Here is a 15,647-nt window from a genome sequence, read left to right as displayed (position 1 = left end):
GGTGTAGTGGTTAACATGCCTGCCTGTCACGCAGGAGATCGCCGGTTCGACCCCGGTCGGGACCGCCATTTCATATAAAGAAAAGAACGAAACAAGTTGTTTCGTATTTTTTTATTTGTTTTAACAAAAAACTAATAAAGACAGTCAAACTATCCTTAGGACAACTCCTAAGGACTTTTTTATATATTCAAAACCTGTATAATAAAGAGCAGAGAATATTGTGAGTAAAGTAGGTGAAGTCTGTGAGTAAATATGAAGTAACAACAAAATCTTCTGAGGAAACACAAAGGTTATCAGAAAAACTAGGTGAGCTCGTAGAGGCACAAGATGTAATTATTTTAGAAGGAGATCTTGGAGCTGGTAAGACGACTTTTACAAAGGGACTAGCAAAAGGTCTTGGAGTGAAAAGAGTTGTAAATAGTCCTACCTTTAATATCATTAAAGAATATAAAGGTAGGTTACCGCTATATCATATGGACGTGTATCGCTTAGCAGAAAGTGAAGAGGACTTAGGCTTTGATGAATATTTCTACGGTGAAGGAATTACGGTAGTAGAATGGGCTCATTTAATAGAAGCATATTTACCGAATGAAAAGTTACAAATTAGTTTATTCCATGCTGGAGATGACACAAGAAAAATTATACTCGAGCCAATTGGAGATCGCTATATTAGATTATGTGAGGAGCTATTACAAGATGAAAGTACTAGCAATTGATACTTCAAATTACGTAATGGGTGTATCCCTTATTGAGGAAGGAAACGTAATTGGGGAAATCATTACAAATTTAACAAAAAACCATTCTGTACGTCTTATGCCAGCTGTAGAGAAACTGTTAAAAGAGTGTGGCGTAAAACCGAAGGAATTAACTAAAATCGTTGTAGCTGCTGGACCTGGATCCTATACAGGTGTTCGCATAGGCGTGACAGCGGCGAAAACATTAGCTTGGTCACTTCAAATACCAATTGTAGGTGTATCAAGTTTAGAGGTAGTAGCTGCAAACGGTGCTAACTTTAACGGGTTAATTTGTCCTTTATTTGATGGAAGACGTGGGCAAATTTATACTGGGTTATATACATATGAAGGAGAGCAGTTAACTTCAATAGAAGAAGACCGAATTATTCTTATTGTGGACTGGTTGCAAATGTTAAAAGATAAAGGACAGCCTGTTTTATTTATCGGTAACGATGTTAAATTGCATAAAGAAACAATTATAGAACATTTAGGTGATCAAGCTGTATTCGCTCCATTTACTAAAAATAACCCAAGACCAAGTGAGCTAGCATTCTTAGGATTACAAAAAGAAGAACAAGATGTGCATACGTTTGTTCCAAGCTATCTTCGTTTAGCTGAAGCTGAAACAAAGTGGTTAGAAAGTCAAAACAAGTAGGAGCTTGCAGAAGATGGATATGATATTTAGAAAGATGGAGCTTGATGATATTGCTCAAATTGTAGCTATTGAAGAAGCGTCTTTTTCAACTCCTTGGACTGCAGATGCCTTTCACCGTGAATTAACGATGAATGAACATGCACATTATATTGTGTTAGAAAAAGATGGTCGTGTAGTCGGGTATTGTGGATTGTGGATAATTATTGATGAATCACATATAACAAATATAGCTATTTTGCCAGAATACCGAGGTCAAAAGTTAGGAGATGCCCTATTGAAAGCAGTTATTTCTGAAGCGAAAGAACTAGGGGTAAAAACAATGACACTTGAAGTACGTGTATCAAATGAAGTAGCAAAGCAGTTATACAGAAAATACGGATTTCAAAATGGTGGGATTCGTAAACGATACTATGCAGACAATCAGGAAGATGGTCTCGTAATGTGGGTGAATATATAATGGAAAAAAATACGATTATACTTGGTATTGAAACAAGTTGTGATGAAACAGCAGTAGCAGTTGTTAAAAATGGAACGGAAATTATTGCGAATGTCGTTGCATCACAAATTGAAAGTCATAAACGTTTTGGCGGCGTTGTACCAGAGATTGCATCCCGTCATCATGTAGAAGAAATTACAGTTGTGTTAGAAGAAGCTTTAAAGGAAGCAAACATCACATTTGATGATATTGATGCAATTGCTGTAACAGAAGGTCCTGGTTTAGTAGGAGCACTTCTAATTGGAGTAAATGCAGCGAAGGCAGTAGCGTTTGCACATGATATTCCGTTAGTCGGTGTTCATCATATTGCTGGTCATATTTATGCGAACCGTTTAGTAAAAGAAGTTCAATTCCCGTTATTATCACTTGTTGTATCCGGTGGGCATACAGAACTTGTTTATATGAAAGAACATGGTTCATTCGAAGTAATTGGTGAAACACGAGACGATGCAGCTGGAGAAGCATATGATAAAGTAGCTCGTACGTTATCTATGCCATATCCAGGTGGTCCTCATATTGATCGCCTTGCACATGAAGGAAAACCGACAATTGATTTGCCTCGTGCATGGCTAGAACCGGATTCATATGATTTTAGCTTTAGTGGATTGAAATCAGCAGTTATCAACACTGTGCATAACGCAAAACAACGCGGTATAGAAATTGCGCCAGAAGATTTAGCGGCAAGTTTCCAAGAAAGTGTAATAGATGTACTTGTAACGAAAGCAGCTCGTGCAGCAGAAGCTTATAATGTAAAGCAATTACTTCTTGCTGGCGGAGTAGCTGCTAATAAAGGACTTCGTGCGCGATTAGAAGAGGAATTTGCACAAAAAGAAAACATTGAATTAATTATTCCGCCGCTATCTTTATGCACAGATAATGCAGCGATGATTGCAGCGGCAGGGACAATTGCTTATGAACAAGGTAAGCGTGCAACATTAGCCTTAAATGCAAATCCAGGATTAGATATTGAAGCATAGTTATGCACATAATTAACCACAGGTTGTGGATAAAACCCATATTGTCTGTTGATAATGTGGGTTTTATTGTGTATATAAAATGTTGATAACTTTTTTGTTGATTGTGGATAATGTGGAAAAGTTATTTTAAGGTTTATTTTATAAAGGTGGATATGTGTATAAACTTGTGGATAAATAGGATGATGTCAGACCTTTAAATTTGTTCTTTTTCGGGAAATAAAAAGTAAGAAGATATCCCCGAAAAACATTTTGAAACATCCCCCTATTATAGAAGATGCTAATATTGTCAATCTTTGTCGTTAAATCGATATTTCGTGTCGAATTGTTAATATATATAGGGTTACAATAGATATATTTGAAAAATCGTTGGTATATTCTAAGTTGCGATTGATATACTCAAAAAATTGTTTCTGTATTAAAAGAAAAAAAGATGTCACATAGTCAAAAATCCTGACTTATGAGACATCTTCTTTATTTAAATATGCTTATACATGCAGCTCTTCCCATTCTGCCATACAAGTTTCAAGTTGTTCTTGTAGCGTTTGCTTTTTAGTTGTAATTTCACTAGCTTTTTCATAATCTGCATATATTTCTGGTAAGCAAAGTTGATCTTCTAACGTAGCAATTTCTTCTTCTAATTCTAATATACTTTGTTCTAGCTCTTCAATTTTTCTAGTGCGTTGACGCTCTAGTTTTTTACGCTCTTTTTCTTCTAAATAATTTAATTTCTCTTGTGCAACCACTTTTTGAACAGGAATGTCACTTTCTTGCTGTTCAAGTTCTGCACGTTCAATCATTTCATTTTTCTTTTCAACGTAGTAATCGTAATCCCCTAAATATTCCTGTGCACCTTCTGTTGATAACTCAACCACAGTCGTTGTTACACGGTTAATAAAGTAGCGGTCATGTGAGACGAATAGAAGAGTCCCTGGGTAATCAATTAAAGCATTCTCCAAAATCTCTTTACTATTTAAATCAAGGTGGTTCGTAGGCTCATCTAGAATTAACAAATTTGACTTTTGCATCATAAGTTTTGCAAGAGCTAATCGAGCTTTTTGTCCACCACTAAGAGAAGATACTGGTTTCAGTACATCATCTCCTGTGAATAAAAAACTCCCGAGTATAGTACGGATTTCTTTTTCAGGTTGCAGTGGATATTCATCCCATAATTCATTTAAAACCCGTTTAGAAGATGTTAAGTTTGCTTGTTCTTGATCATAATAACCAACAGATACATTTGATCCGAAAGAAACATCACCATTTAATAGTGGTAACTTATTCACAATAGACTTTAACAATGTGGATTTCCCAATTCCGTTTGGACCAACTAAAGCAACACTATCTCCGCGAGTTAAGCGCATAGTTACATGTTCAATTATAGGGTTCTCATCATAGCCGATGATTGCATCATTTACTTGTAAAACATCATTTCCACTTTGCTTTTCAATATCGAAGTGGAATGATGCTGACTTAGAATCCCCTAATGGTCTCGTTAATAATTCCATTCTGTCTAGTTGTTTACGACGACTTTGAGCACGTTTCGTTGTAGAAGCGCGAGCTATATTCTTTTGAACGAAGTCCTCAAGTTTTGCGATTTCATCTTGTTGTTTTTCGTAACGTTTCATTTCTTGCTCATATAATGCTGATTTTAAGTCTAAATATTTACTGTAGTTACCAACAAATCGTCTGCTTTCTTTATTCGAAATTTCATATACTTGTGTAACGAGTTTGTCTAAGAAATAACGGTCATGTGAAACGATTAATATTGCGCCAGGATAACCTTGTAAATATTGCTCAAGCCACGTTAATGTTTCGATGTCTAAATGGTTTGTAGGCTCGTCCAAAATAAGTAAGTCTGGTTTTGTTAATAATAATTTCCCGAGAGCTAATCTTGTTTTTTGCCCGCCGCTTAAAGTAGAGATCGTCGTCTGGTGCGTTTCAACTGGGAAGCCAAGGCCGCTTAAAATGGAGCGAATATCCGCTTCATATTGATATCCACCTTGATCTTTATAATTGAGTTGCAATTGGTCATAATCAGCTAACAATCTTTCATATGTAGCTTCGTTTGAAAAGTTTTCTTCTTTTCCCATTTCTTGCTCAAGCCTTCGAAGTTTTGTCTCCATTTGCTGTAAGTGGGTAAAGACGGTTAGCATTTCATCCCAAATTGTTAAAGACGTTTCTAGTCCAGTATTTTGAGCTAAATATCCGATTGAGACATCTTTCGGTTTTATAATTTCGCCACCATCATGAGATAATTCACCAGCGATAATTTTTAATAATGTAGATTTGCCTGCTCCATTCCTTCCAACTAATGCGATACGATCTTTTGTTTGTACTTCCAATTTTATGTTTGCAAGAATCGTTTCTGCACCGTATAATTTCGAAAGCGCGTTTACTTGTAATAAAATCAATGTTTTCACCTCAAATAATTTCTTAACTTTGCCATGTTTATATTTCTCAATCATACTAAAAATAGTGTATAGTTTAAAATAAAGAGAGAATACTTCTTCTCTTTATTATACAAGGAATTTAATGAGTGCTAAACTTCTGTATTTGATTAAAGTATATGAATAAAGATAGGAAGAGAGGAGAGGTCATATGGATCAGCAAAAGATTCCACAAGCCACTGCTAAAAGATTGCCTCTATACTATCGATTTATCCAAAACTTATCTCTTTCTGGTAAGCAGCGTGTTTCATCGGCCGAATTGAGTGAGGCAGTAAAAGTAGATTCCGCAACAATACGAAGAGATTTTTCGTATTTTGGAGCGTTAGGGAAAAAGGGATATGGATATAACGTAAATTATTTATTATCATTTTTCCGCGAAACACTTGATCAAGATGATATAACACGTGTAGCACTTATTGGAGTAGGTAATTTAGGGACCGCTTTCTTACATTATAATTTCACGAAAAACAATAATACAAAAATTGAAATGGCATTTGATGTTAGTGAAGAGAAAGTTGGAACAGAAATCGGGGGCATTCCTGTATATCATTTAGATGAATTAGAAGAGAGATTATCAAATGATATACAAGTGGCAATATTAACAGTACCGGCTACAGTAGCACAAGCTGTAGCAGATAGATTAGCTGAAACGAGCGTGCACGGTATTTTGAATTTCACACCAGCGCGATTAAACGTATCAGAGAATATTAGAATTCATCATATTGACTTAGCTGTAGAGTTACAAACATTAGTTTACTTTTTGAAAAACTATCCACAATAAAACGCAGAGGAAGCGACCTCTGCGTTTTATTATTGTTTCTTCTTTGTGAATTTGATTAATATAAGGCGAAGCGCCAAATTAAAATCAATTGTTGCCATAACTGCAAATAGTATTGTCCACATATTCCAGATTGTATCTGTCACGTTCGTAATGGCGAAGCGTGTAAAGATACATCCAAGAAGGAAGTATAGTGCAGCCATGAACAATGGTGAGTTTCTCATACAAAAAATCCTCCGATAAAGCCTTGCATTTTTTCAGCTTCTTTAATCATTTCTTGAATTTGTTCATTGCTCATAAAAATTTGCCCAATAGCGACTAATGTATTCATCGCAACATGAGCTGCAATCGGAACGATAATACGTTTCGTCTTCACATATAAGAAGGCGAATACGAGCCCCATAGCAGTGTATACCAATAAATGAGTAAAATCAAAATGAATTGCTGCGAATACAAGCGAACTAATGATAGCTGCGATAAAGAAGTTAAACTTCTTATAAAGTGCACCAAATAAAATTTTTCTAAATACGATTTCTTCTAAGATAGGTCCAATTATAGATACAACAATAAGGAACCAAGGGGTCGTTCTTGCAATCTCCATCAGTTTCATTGTATTTTCTGAACCTTGTTTAATTCCTAGCAGCTGCATCTCGATCATACCGGCAACTATTTGTGAAAAGAAAGCTAAGAAGAACCCGATGAAAATCCATCCAATAGTAGCTGGAGCAGAAGAGCGCTTTGGATCTAAATGCCTGTCACGAATATCTGTTCTAAGTAACCAAAGTACGATACATAATGCAACAAAGAAGCTAATAATTGCCCAGTGTCCCGTTATGATTTGTCCTTTTTCCTCAATGGTAAATCCTCTATTATCATAGAGTCCTGTTTTTAGGAGAAGTGGCAATCCAACAACGCCAGATAACTGCATTAAAATGTATGTAACGATAATCCACCAGTATTGTTTCTTCAAATGGTTTAACCATCCTTTCTAACTATAGTGTATGAGATAAGTTAGGATAACATGTAAATATGCTACCTACGATATAAACCTCACTTGAATTATGTTTTTTTCGTAAATCCTTATTTGAAATTATAATAGAAGACAGGAGAAAGTTGTGTGTGTAGCGAAAACAACTTAGGGTGTCCTTTCATATTGTAACATACGAGCAGTGGAAACAACGATTCATATAGTAAAGGCAGTATTCTATATAGAAAGTTTATATAGTGATTTGCGAAAAAATTATGATTTTTTTACTTGCAAAAGAAATTGAGATTATTTATTATTATAAGTGTGTTAGCACTCGGATGACTTGAGTGCTAATAAAAGAAATTTACATAACAAAATGAGGAGGTTATTGTTCATGCTAAAGCCATTAGGTGATCGCGTTGTAATTGAGCTTGTTCAAGCAGAAGAAAAAACAGCAAGTGGTATTGTATTACCAGATACTGCAAAAGAAAAACCACAAGAGGGTAAAGTAGTTGCAGTAGGTACTGGTCGAGTGCTTGAGAATGGTGAGCGTGTTGCTTTAGAGGTAGCAGCAGGTGATCTTATCATCTTCTCAAAATATGCAGGTACTGAAGTGAAATATGAAGGTACAGACTACTTGATTTTACGTGAAAGTGACATTTTAGCAGTTATCGGTTAATTATATAAATCTTAAAAAATCCAAGGGGGTCAATTATTATGGCAAAAGATATTAAATTTAGTGAAGAAGCACGTCGTTCGATGCTTCGCGGTGTCGACACTCTTGCAAACGCAGTAAAAGTTACGCTTGGACCAAAAGGTCGTAACGTTGTACTTGAGAAAAAATTTGGTTCACCACTTATTACAAATGATGGTGTAACAATCGCAAAAGAAATTGAATTAGAAGATGCATTCGAAAACATGGGTGCGAAATTAGTAGCAGAAGTTGCTAGCAAAACAAATGACGTAGCTGGTGACGGAACAACAACTGCAACTGTATTAGCGCAAGCTATGATTCGTGAAGGTCTTAAAAACGTAACAGCTGGTGCGAACCCAATGGGTCTTCGTAAAGGTATCGAAAAAGCTGTTACTGCTGCAATTGAAGAATTAAAAACGATTTCTAAACCAATCGAAGGTAAATCTTCTATCGCACAAGTAGCTGCTATTTCTGCTGCTGACGAAGAAGTAGGTCAATTAATCGCTGAAGCAATGGAGCGCGTTGGTAACGACGGCGTTATTACTTTAGAAGAATCTAAAGGCTTCACAACAGAATTAGACGTAGTAGAAGGTATGCAATTTGATCGTGGATATGCATCTCCTTACATGATTACTGATTCTGACAAAATGGAAGCAGTTCTTGATAACCCATACATCTTAATCACTGATAAAAAGATTTCTAACATTCAAGAAATCTTACCAGTATTAGAGCAAGTGGTACAACAAGGTAAACCACTTCTTATCATTGCTGAAGATGTAGAAGGCGAAGCGTTAGCTACATTAGTAGTGAACAAACTTCGTGGTACATTCAATGTAGTAGCTGTTAAAGCTCCTGGATTTGGTGACCGTCGTAAAGCAATGCTAGAAGATATCGCGATCTTAACTGGTGGCGAAGTAATCACTGAAGAATTAGGCCGTGACTTAAAATCTGCTACAGTTGAATCTTTAGGACGCGCTGGTAAAGTTGTTGTAACGAAAGAAAACACAACTGTAGTTGAAGGTGTAGGAAGCACAGAACAAATCGAAGCTCGCATCGGTCAAATCCGTGCGCAATTAGAAGAAACAACTTCTGAATTCGATCGTGAAAAATTACAAGAGCGTCTTGCAAAACTTGCAGGTGGCGTAGCGGTAATTAAAGTAGGTGCAGCAACTGAAACTGAGTTGAAAGAACGCAAACTTCGCATTGAAGATGCACTTAACTCAACTCGTGCAGCAGTAGAAGAAGGTATCGTTGCAGGTGGTGGTACTTCACTTATGAACGTATACACAAAAGTAGCTTCTATCGTAGCTGAAGGCGACGAAGCAACAGGTATCAACATCGTACTTCGCGCACTAGAAGAGCCAGTTCGTCAAATCGCAATCAACGCTGGTCTAGAAGGATCTGTAGTTGTAGAGCGTCTAAAAGGCGAAAAAGTAGGCGTTGGTTTCAACGCAGCTACTGGCGAATGGGTTAACATGCTTGAGTCTGGTATCGTAGATCCAGCTAAAGTAACTCGTTCTGCACTTCAAAACGCAGCATCTGTTGCAGCTATGTTCTTAACAACTGAAGCTGTAGTAGCTGACAAACCAGAACCAAATGCACCAGCAATGCCTGACATGGGCGGCATGGGCATGGGCGGTATGGGCGGAATGATGTAATTCCGTTTGCTCTAAAAAACATCCATTTCTATATAGAAATGGATGTTTTTTTATGTTTTTTAGAAAAGGAAATGAATTTCTGTAGAATTTTGTCGCTTTCTCTCTTGACCATATTGATATTTCATTGTTAGAATCTAGGAAGATAATATAAAACGATCCTTCATATATCCTCAATGATATGGTTTGAGAGTCTCTACCGGGTTACCGCAAACAACCTGACTATGAAGGCAGTGTGTCTTATATTTATAAAGAGCGGAGACTATCTTTCTTTATAAAGCCAGACCCCTGCCTTTTCTTTGTTATGAGACTAGAGGCGGAGGACTGGCTTTTTTTATTATATTGGTAATGCTTTTCGCCAAATTGGTGAAAATATTTATATACGAGAACTAACGTTGGGGTGATTATTTTGAAGAAACAACACGATACAATTATCGTTTTAGATTTTGGAAGTCAATACAATCAGTTAATAGCACGTCGAATTCGTGAGTTCGGTGTATACAGTGAACTTCATCCACATACAATTACTGCAGAAGAAATTAAAGCAATGAATCCAAAAGGGATTATTTTCTCTGGTGGACCAAATAGCGTATACGGTGAAGGTGCATTACATTGTGATGAAAAAATCTTTGAACTAGGTTTACCAATCTTCGGTATTTGTTACGGTATGCAGCTTATGACGCAACACTTCGGTGGTAAAGTAGAGCGTGCAAATCACCGTGAGTACGGAAAAGCTGTTCTTAAAGTAGAGAACGAATCAAAATTATATGCGAACCTTCCAGAAGAGCAAGTTGTATGGATGAGCCATGGTGACTTAGTAACTGGTTTACCTGAAGGATTCGTAGTAGACGCAACAAGTGAGTCTTGCCCAATTGCTGGTATGAGCAATGAAGCGAAAAACTTATACGGTGTACAATTCCACCCAGAAGTACGTCACTCTGAGCACGGTAACGATTTAATTAAAAACTTCGTATTCGGCGTATGTGGTTGTTCTGAAGGATGGAACATGGAGAACTTTATCGAAGTAGAATTAGAAAAAATTCGTGAAACTGTTGGAGACAAAAAAGTACTATGCGCACTTAGTGGCGGTGTAGACTCTTCTGTTGTAGCAGTATTAATTCATAAAGCAATCGGCGATCAATTAACTTGTATTTTCGTTGACCACGGCTTACTGCGTAAAGGTGAAGCAGAAGGCGTTATGAAAACATTTAGCGAAGGCTTCCACATGAACGTTATTAAAGTGGATGCAAAAGAACGCTTCATGAACAAGTTAAAAGGTGTAGAAGATCCAGAACAAAAACGTAAAATCATCGGTAACGAATTCATTTACGTATTTGATGATGAAGCGTCTAAATTACAAGGTATGGACTTCCTAGCGCAAGGTACACTGTACACAGACATCGTTGAAAGTGGTACAGCAACTGCACAAACAATTAAATCTCACCACAACGTTGGTGGACTTCCAGAAGACATGCAGTTCAAATTAATTGAGCCTTTAAACACGTTATTTAAAGACGAAGTACGTGTATTAGGATCTGAACTAGGAATTCCTGATGAAATCGTATGGCGTCAACCATTCCCAGGACCGGGTCTTGGTATTCGTGTATTAGGTGAAATTACAGAAGAGAAATTAGAAATCGTTCGTGAATCTGATGCGATTTTACGTGAAGAAATTATTAAAGCGGGCTTAGACCGTGAAATCTGGCAATACTTCACTGCACTTCCTGGTATGCGTAGCGTAGGTGTTATGGGTGACGAGCGTACTTACGATTACACAGTAGGTATCCGTGCAGTAACATCTATCGACGGTATGACAGCTGACTGGGCACGTATCCCTTGGGACGTATTAGAGAAAATCTCTGTACGTATCGTAAACGAAGTAAAACACGTTAACCGTATCGTGTATGATGTAACGAGTAAGCCACCAGCAACTATTGAGTGGGAATAGTATTTATAAAAAGGTCCATCTATTGCTTATGCATAGATGGATCTTTTTTATTTTGGTGTTAATACGAACGAAACTATAGAAGTTTATGAAAATGTTCGTTTTTAAATTGACAAAACTACTTCGTCGAGTTAATATGATTATGTAATTCAAACGAAAAGTGAATATTATAGCCGTCGTATAATATCGGGGATATGGCCCGAAAGTTTCTACCTAGCTACCGTAAATGGCTTGACTACGAGGCGTTTGTATAAAGATGAGGGGAAACTTGTCTTTGTTTATAGAACGCTTCCATGTATATATGCAATGGGAGCCTTTTTTATTTCTCGGGATAAAAGAGGGCTAGGGTGAAATACGGCGAGTAATCATATAACGGGGGAAACATAGGATGAAACGCTATTTTCAGTTTGATGAGCTCGGTACGAATTATAAGACTGAGTTCATAGCAGGGTTAACGACATTTCTATCTATGGCTTACGTACTATTTGTCAATCCTGCTACGCTGTCGCTTGGAAATGTTAAAGGGTTACCAGCAGGTACAGGGATGGATCCAGGTGCAGTATTCGTTGCTACGGCATTAGCGGCAGCGATCGGTTCGTTAATTATGGGTATTTTCGCGAAGTATCCAATTGCTTTAGCGCCAGGTATGGGAATTAACGCGTTCTTTGCTTATACAGCAGTGTTAACGATGGGTATTCCGTGGCAAACGGCCATTGCCGGAACATTAATGTCAGGTATTATCTTTATTATTCTTACTGCTTCAGGTATTCGTGAAAAAATCATTAATGCAATTCCATCGGAGTTAAAGTTTGCAGTAGCAGCAGGTATTGGATTATTCATTGCTTTCCTTGGATTCCAAAATGCCGGAATTATCGTGAAAAACGATGCGGTTCTTGTTGGGTTGGGGGACTTAACAAAGGGCACAACGTTACTAGCAATCTTCGGGGTTGTTACTACGATCATCTTCATGATTAAGAAAGTTAATGGTGCAGTATTCTACGGTATGATTCTTACAGCGATCTTAGGAGTTGCAACAGGATTAATTGATACTCCGAAAGCTGTGGTGGGAGCAATACCGAGTCTAGAACCAACGTTCGGCGTGGCGTTAACGCACTTCGGAGATATTTTCACAGTTCAAATGGGGATTGTTATTATAACGTTCTTCTTTATCGATTTCTTTGATACAGCAGGTACGCTTGTAGCGGTTGCAAATCAAGCAGGATTAATGAAGAACAATAAATTACCACGTGCAGGAAAAGCGTTATTTGCAGATGCGATTGCAACTGTAATTGGTGCGATTTTAGGTACATCAACAACAACGTCTTACATTGAATCGTCTGCAGGGGTAGCAGCAGGAGGACGTTCTGGATTTACAGCAGTTGTAACAGCAGGATTCTTCTTACTGGCACTATTCTTCTCGCCATTACTAAGTGTTGTAACGCCAGCTGTAACGGCACCGGCTTTAATTATTGTAGGAATCTTGATGGTTTCTTCCTTAGGGGAAATTGATTGGAAGAAATTCGAGATTGCAGTACCAGCATTCTTTACAATTATCTCTATGCCACTTACGTATAGTATCGCAACTGGGATTGCGATTGGATTTATCTTCTATCCAATTACAATGGTTGTGAGTGGTCGTCGTAAAGAGGTTCATCCAATTATGTATGTTATGGGAGTTTTATTCGTACTATATTTCATCTATGTTCGTAAATAAAAGGGGTTTTTTAAAGGTCTAGACTTAAGGGGAGTCTAGACCTTTTTTGCGTCTTCAGAAAATCTTAAGGATTTCCGAGCGTTTTTCTTCAGAAGTTTTCCTATAATAGAAGTTAGGGATTAAAAAAGTGATGGGGGAGATATTGTGGCACACGAAACAATACTTGTCGTAGATGATGAAAAAGAAATTCGGAATTTAATTACAATCTATTTAAAGAATGAAGGATATAAAGTATTACAAGCAGGAGACGGAGAAGAAGGATTACGTCTATTGGAAGAAAATGAAGTACATCTAGTCGTATTAGATATTATGATGCCGAAAGTGGATGGTATTCATATGTGTATGAAGGTAAGGGAAGCGAAAGAAATGCCTATTATTATGCTTTCTGCGAAAACGCAAGATATGGATAAGATTTTAGGGCTAACAACGGGTGCAGATGATTATGTAACGAAACCATTTAATCCATTAGAGTTAATTGCACGAATTAAATCTCAGTTACGCCGTTATATGAAAATGAATGGTTTCGCTGTCCAAAATGAGGACGAGTTAGAAATTGGGGAGATGAAAATCAACATCTCGACCCATAAAGTTGTTGTAGAGGGAGAAGAAGTGAAACTAACTCCGAGGGAATTTTCAATTTTAGAATTGCTAGCTAGAAATCCAGGTATGGTGTTTAGTGCGGAGCAAATTTATGAAAAGGTGTGGAACGAACGATCTTTCCAGTCTGATAATACTGTAATGGTGCACATTCGGAAAGTGCGTGAAAAGATTGAGGAGAATCCAAGGAAACCTAGATATATAAAAACAGTATGGGGAGTGGGGTATAAGATTGAAAAAGATATTTAATCCGTTTACTTATATAAGGAAAATAAGAGAATTAATTGAGAAATTAGTAAAGAGCGTACGAAAGAGTATAAGGATTCAATTAATTACTACTTTTGCTACTTGTGCGTTATTAGGAGTTTTGTCAGCGAAGGGAGCTGCGCCATTTTTTGAGAATGCGAATCGTCAAGCAACTATCGATTATCGGGCTGGTATGGAACAAATTAATCACCAAGCTCAAGGAGCGGCAAATAGTTCGGTTCATGAAAATAAATTAGAAGCTATATCAAATATGATTGAAATGGAGAACCAAAATTTAGAGCAAGGGTCTAGAGCTTTAAAGATATTGGTTACTGATGAAAGTGGTAAAGTTTTATATAAAACAAAGCAAGCGCAAGAAGAGCAAATCGATTTGCATAATACGATTCGTAATGCAGCATCATTTGCGATTAATTATACAGATGGTAGAAATGTATTTGAAAGTACAAGAAAAGAGTTTATATCTTTTTCACCTATTACTATTGAAGGAAAGAATTTGTACATGTTTGTTAGCGGAATTCCAGAGGGAGAGGTAATGTATGACACGAAAGAAGGACCATTCCCATTTTTAATTGGTGTTCTTGTATTCATTTTCTCTTTCTTCTATATAACAAAGAGAAAGATGAAGCAGATTGAAGCAATGGCACAAGGTGTAAAGGAAATAGAAAGAGGCAACTTAGCGTACCGCATTGAGAAAAAAGGTGAAGATGAGATTGCAGCTTTAACTGAGAATATTAATAATATGGCAGAAGAGCTTATGAATAATATAGAAAAGGAACGTAAATTAGAGAAACAGAAGAGTGAGCTTATTACGAATGTATCTCACGATTTACGTACACCACTTACTTCTATTATGGGTTACTTACGATTACTTAGAGATTCTAAATATGAAAATAAAGAACAACATGATGAGTATACGAGAATTGCTTTTGCAAAGTCGGAGCAGTTAAAAAATTTAATAGAAGATTTATTTGAGTATACGAAGTTAACAAATGAACAAGTTGTATTAGAAAAACAGGAAGTTTGTATGAATGAGCTACTCGAGCAATTAATAGAAGAGTTAGTACCGCAGGCGGAAGAACATGGACTTACGTTTGTTAAGAAGTTTCCTGAGGAACGTGCTTATGCATCAATTGATTCGGAAAAGATGGTTCGTGTATTTGATAATTTACTAATGAATGCGATTAAGTATAGTAAAGATGATGCAGATATAAAAGTTTCTCTTCAAAGGCAGCGTAGGGATATACAAATTGTAATTGCGAATCATAGTGAAGAGTTTACGAGAGAAGAGTTAGCGAATTTGTTTGAACGTTTCTATAAGAAGGATCAATCTCGAAGTAGAGTAACGGAAGGGTCGGGACTCGGTTTAGCGATTGCGAAAAGTATTGTTGAGTTACAAGGTGGTAGTATTCGAGCGGAATATAGGGATGGTATTATTCAATTTATCGTTTCGTTACCAATTATAGAAAAATAATAAATGAATAGAATGATATGTGATAAAAAGGCTTATTTTAAAAGAAATAAGCCTTTTTATATTTTTTATAAAAACATATTGACGATTAGAGCTTAGAGGTGTAATATAGAACAAGTCGCCGATGACAATAACGTCGAAAGCGACAAACGAAATAAAAAACTTAGTTGACATTGAAAGATGAAAATGTTAACATAAGGAAGTCGCAAATGAGCGACCAAGTAGTTCTTTGAAAACTGAACGAAACAAACAA

Annotated in this window: 14 protein-coding genes, 1 tRNA gene and 2 riboswitches; of the genes, 12 read left to right on the top strand and 3 right to left on the bottom strand. The window is 36.8% G+C overall.

Going from position 1 to position 15,647, the window contains the following annotated elements; genetic code table 11:
* From QO049_RS29290 to tsaD, 5 genes are all read left to right on the top strand, one after another.
* A tRNA-Asp gene (locus QO049_RS29290) sits at positions 1-68 on the top strand.
* A 174-nt stretch (positions 69-242) separates the two neighbouring features.
* Positions 243-716 (top strand): tRNA (adenosine(37)-N6)-threonylcarbamoyltransferase complex ATPase subunit type 1 TsaE, encoded by a 474-nt coding sequence (tsaE, locus tag QO049_RS29285; RefSeq protein ID WP_000049642.1) that lies wholly within the window; start codon positions 243-245, stop codon positions 714-716.
* Positions 697-1,389 (top strand): tRNA (adenosine(37)-N6)-threonylcarbamoyltransferase complex dimerization subunit type 1 TsaB, encoded by a 693-nt coding sequence (gene tsaB / locus QO049_RS29280; protein ID WP_000865753.1) that lies wholly within the window; start codon positions 697-699, stop codon positions 1,387-1,389. The genes tsaE and tsaB overlap by 20 nt, the downstream gene beginning before the upstream one ends.
* Before the next feature lie 13 nt (positions 1,390-1,402).
* Positions 1,403-1,846, top strand: a complete 444-nt coding sequence (rimI, locus tag QO049_RS29275; protein ID WP_000367190.1) for a ribosomal protein S18-alanine N-acetyltransferase — start codon at positions 1,403-1,405, stop codon at positions 1,844-1,846.
* On the top strand, positions 1,846-2,862 hold the full coding sequence (gene tsaD, locus QO049_RS29270) for a tRNA (adenosine(37)-N6)-threonylcarbamoyltransferase complex transferase subunit TsaD (RefSeq protein ID WP_097856665.1): 1,017 nt from the start codon (positions 1,846-1,848) through the stop codon (positions 2,860-2,862). Before rimI ends, tsaD begins: the two co-directional genes overlap by 1 nt.
* Positions 2,863-3,347: 485 nt before the next feature.
* Here the strand turns inward: tsaD and QO049_RS29265 are convergent, their stop codons facing one another.
* Positions 3,348-5,273: an ABC-F family ATP-binding cassette domain-containing protein gene (locus QO049_RS29265; protein WP_278003232.1), complete on the bottom strand. Its 1,926-nt coding sequence runs from the start codon at positions 5,271-5,273 to the stop codon at positions 3,348-3,350.
* A 187-nt stretch (positions 5,274-5,460) separates the two neighbouring features.
* Here QO049_RS29265 and QO049_RS29260 point away from each other — a divergent pair, with 187 nt between their 5' ends.
* The gene (locus QO049_RS29260; RefSeq protein ID WP_000372699.1) at positions 5,461-6,090 is read left to right on the top strand and encodes a redox-sensing transcriptional repressor Rex; all 630 of its coding nucleotides are present in this window, start codon (positions 5,461-5,463) and stop codon (positions 6,088-6,090) included.
* Between the two features lie 29 nt (positions 6,091-6,119).
* Here the strand turns inward: QO049_RS29260 and QO049_RS29255 are convergent, their stop codons facing one another.
* Both QO049_RS29255 and QO049_RS29250 read right to left on the bottom strand, forming a co-directional pair.
* Positions 6,120-6,311: a YdiK family protein gene (locus tag QO049_RS29255; RefSeq protein WP_001246200.1), complete on the bottom strand. Its 192-nt coding sequence runs from the start codon at positions 6,309-6,311 to the stop codon at positions 6,120-6,122.
* Entirely contained in the window at positions 6,308-7,057 is a 750-nt protein-coding gene (locus tag QO049_RS29250) for a CPBP family intramembrane glutamic endopeptidase (RefSeq protein ID WP_000745326.1), read from the bottom strand. Before QO049_RS29250 ends, QO049_RS29255 begins: the two co-directional genes overlap by 4 nt.
* Before the next feature lie 391 nt (positions 7,058-7,448).
* Between QO049_RS29250 and groES the strand changes: the two genes are divergently transcribed.
* The 6 genes from groES to QO049_RS29220 all read left to right on the top strand — a co-directional run bounded on the left by groES (position 7,449) and on the right by QO049_RS29220 (position 15,397).
* Positions 7,449-7,733: a co-chaperone GroES gene (groES, locus tag QO049_RS29245; protein ID WP_000917311.1), complete on the top strand. Its 285-nt coding sequence runs from the start codon at positions 7,449-7,451 to the stop codon at positions 7,731-7,733.
* A 38-nt stretch (positions 7,734-7,771) separates the two neighbouring features.
* Entirely contained in the window at positions 7,772-9,406 is a 1,635-nt protein-coding gene (gene groL / locus QO049_RS29240; protein ID WP_001029993.1) for a chaperonin GroEL, read from the top strand.
* 140 nt (positions 9,407-9,546) lie between these two features.
* Positions 9,547-9,648: riboswitch (purine riboswitch) on the top strand.
* Positions 9,649-9,812: 164 nt separating this feature from the next.
* Positions 9,813-11,351 carry a glutamine-hydrolyzing GMP synthase gene (guaA, locus tag QO049_RS29235; protein ID WP_000743906.1) on the top strand — a complete coding sequence of 513 codons (1,539 nt, stop codon included), beginning with the start codon at positions 9,813-9,815 and terminating at the stop codon, positions 11,349-11,351.
* A 153-nt stretch (positions 11,352-11,504) separates the two neighbouring features.
* Positions 11,505-11,606, top strand: a riboswitch (purine riboswitch).
* A gap of 130 nt (positions 11,607-11,736) precedes the next feature.
* The gene (locus tag QO049_RS29230; RefSeq protein ID WP_000833096.1) at positions 11,737-13,062 is read left to right on the top strand and encodes an NCS2 family permease; all 1,326 of its coding nucleotides are present in this window, start codon (positions 11,737-11,739) and stop codon (positions 13,060-13,062) included.
* A 144-nt stretch (positions 13,063-13,206) separates the two neighbouring features.
* Positions 13,207-13,908, top strand: a complete 702-nt coding sequence (locus QO049_RS29225; protein WP_000929887.1) for a response regulator transcription factor — start codon at positions 13,207-13,209, stop codon at positions 13,906-13,908.
* Positions 13,892-15,397: a sensor histidine kinase gene (locus tag QO049_RS29220; protein WP_246961771.1), complete on the top strand. Its 1,506-nt coding sequence runs from the start codon at positions 13,892-13,894 to the stop codon at positions 15,395-15,397. Before QO049_RS29225 ends, QO049_RS29220 begins: the two co-directional genes overlap by 17 nt.
* The last annotated feature ends 250 nt before the right edge of the window (positions 15,398-15,647 follow it).

This window comes from Bacillus sp. RB3, assembly GCF_030164735.1.
In the GTDB taxonomy this organism is placed as follows: domain Bacteria; phylum Bacillota; class Bacilli; order Bacillales; family Bacillaceae_G; genus Bacillus_A; species Bacillus_A cereus.
Note: the sequence above shows the minus strand (reverse complement) of the source record. Positions and strands in the feature narration are given on the sequence as shown.

What these genes read in the sequence shown, in the direction of transcription:
- tsaB (WP_000865753.1), top strand. Translation starts at nt 697, where the DNA reads ATGAAAGTACTAGCAATTGATACTTCAAATTACGTAATGGGTGTATCC.
- rimI (WP_000367190.1), top strand. Translation starts at nt 1,403, where the DNA reads ATGGATATGATATTTAGAAAGATGGAGCTTGATGATATTGCTCAAATT.
- tsaD (WP_097856665.1), top strand. Translation starts at nt 1,846, where the DNA reads ATGGAAAAAAATACGATTATACTTGGTATTGAAACAAGTTGTGATGAA.
- QO049_RS29260 (WP_000372699.1), top strand. Translation starts at nt 5,461, where the DNA reads ATGGATCAGCAAAAGATTCCACAAGCCACTGCTAAAAGATTGCCTCTA.
- QO049_RS29255 (WP_001246200.1), bottom strand. Translation starts at nt 6,311, where the DNA reads ATGAGAAACTCACCATTGTTCATGGCTGCACTATACTTCCTTCTTGGA.
- groES (WP_000917311.1), top strand. Translation starts at nt 7,449, where the DNA reads ATGCTAAAGCCATTAGGTGATCGCGTTGTAATTGAGCTTGTTCAAGCA.
- groL (WP_001029993.1), top strand. Translation starts at nt 7,772, where the DNA reads ATGGCAAAAGATATTAAATTTAGTGAAGAAGCACGTCGTTCGATGCTT.
- QO049_RS29230 (WP_000833096.1), top strand. Translation starts at nt 11,737, where the DNA reads ATGAAACGCTATTTTCAGTTTGATGAGCTCGGTACGAATTATAAGACT.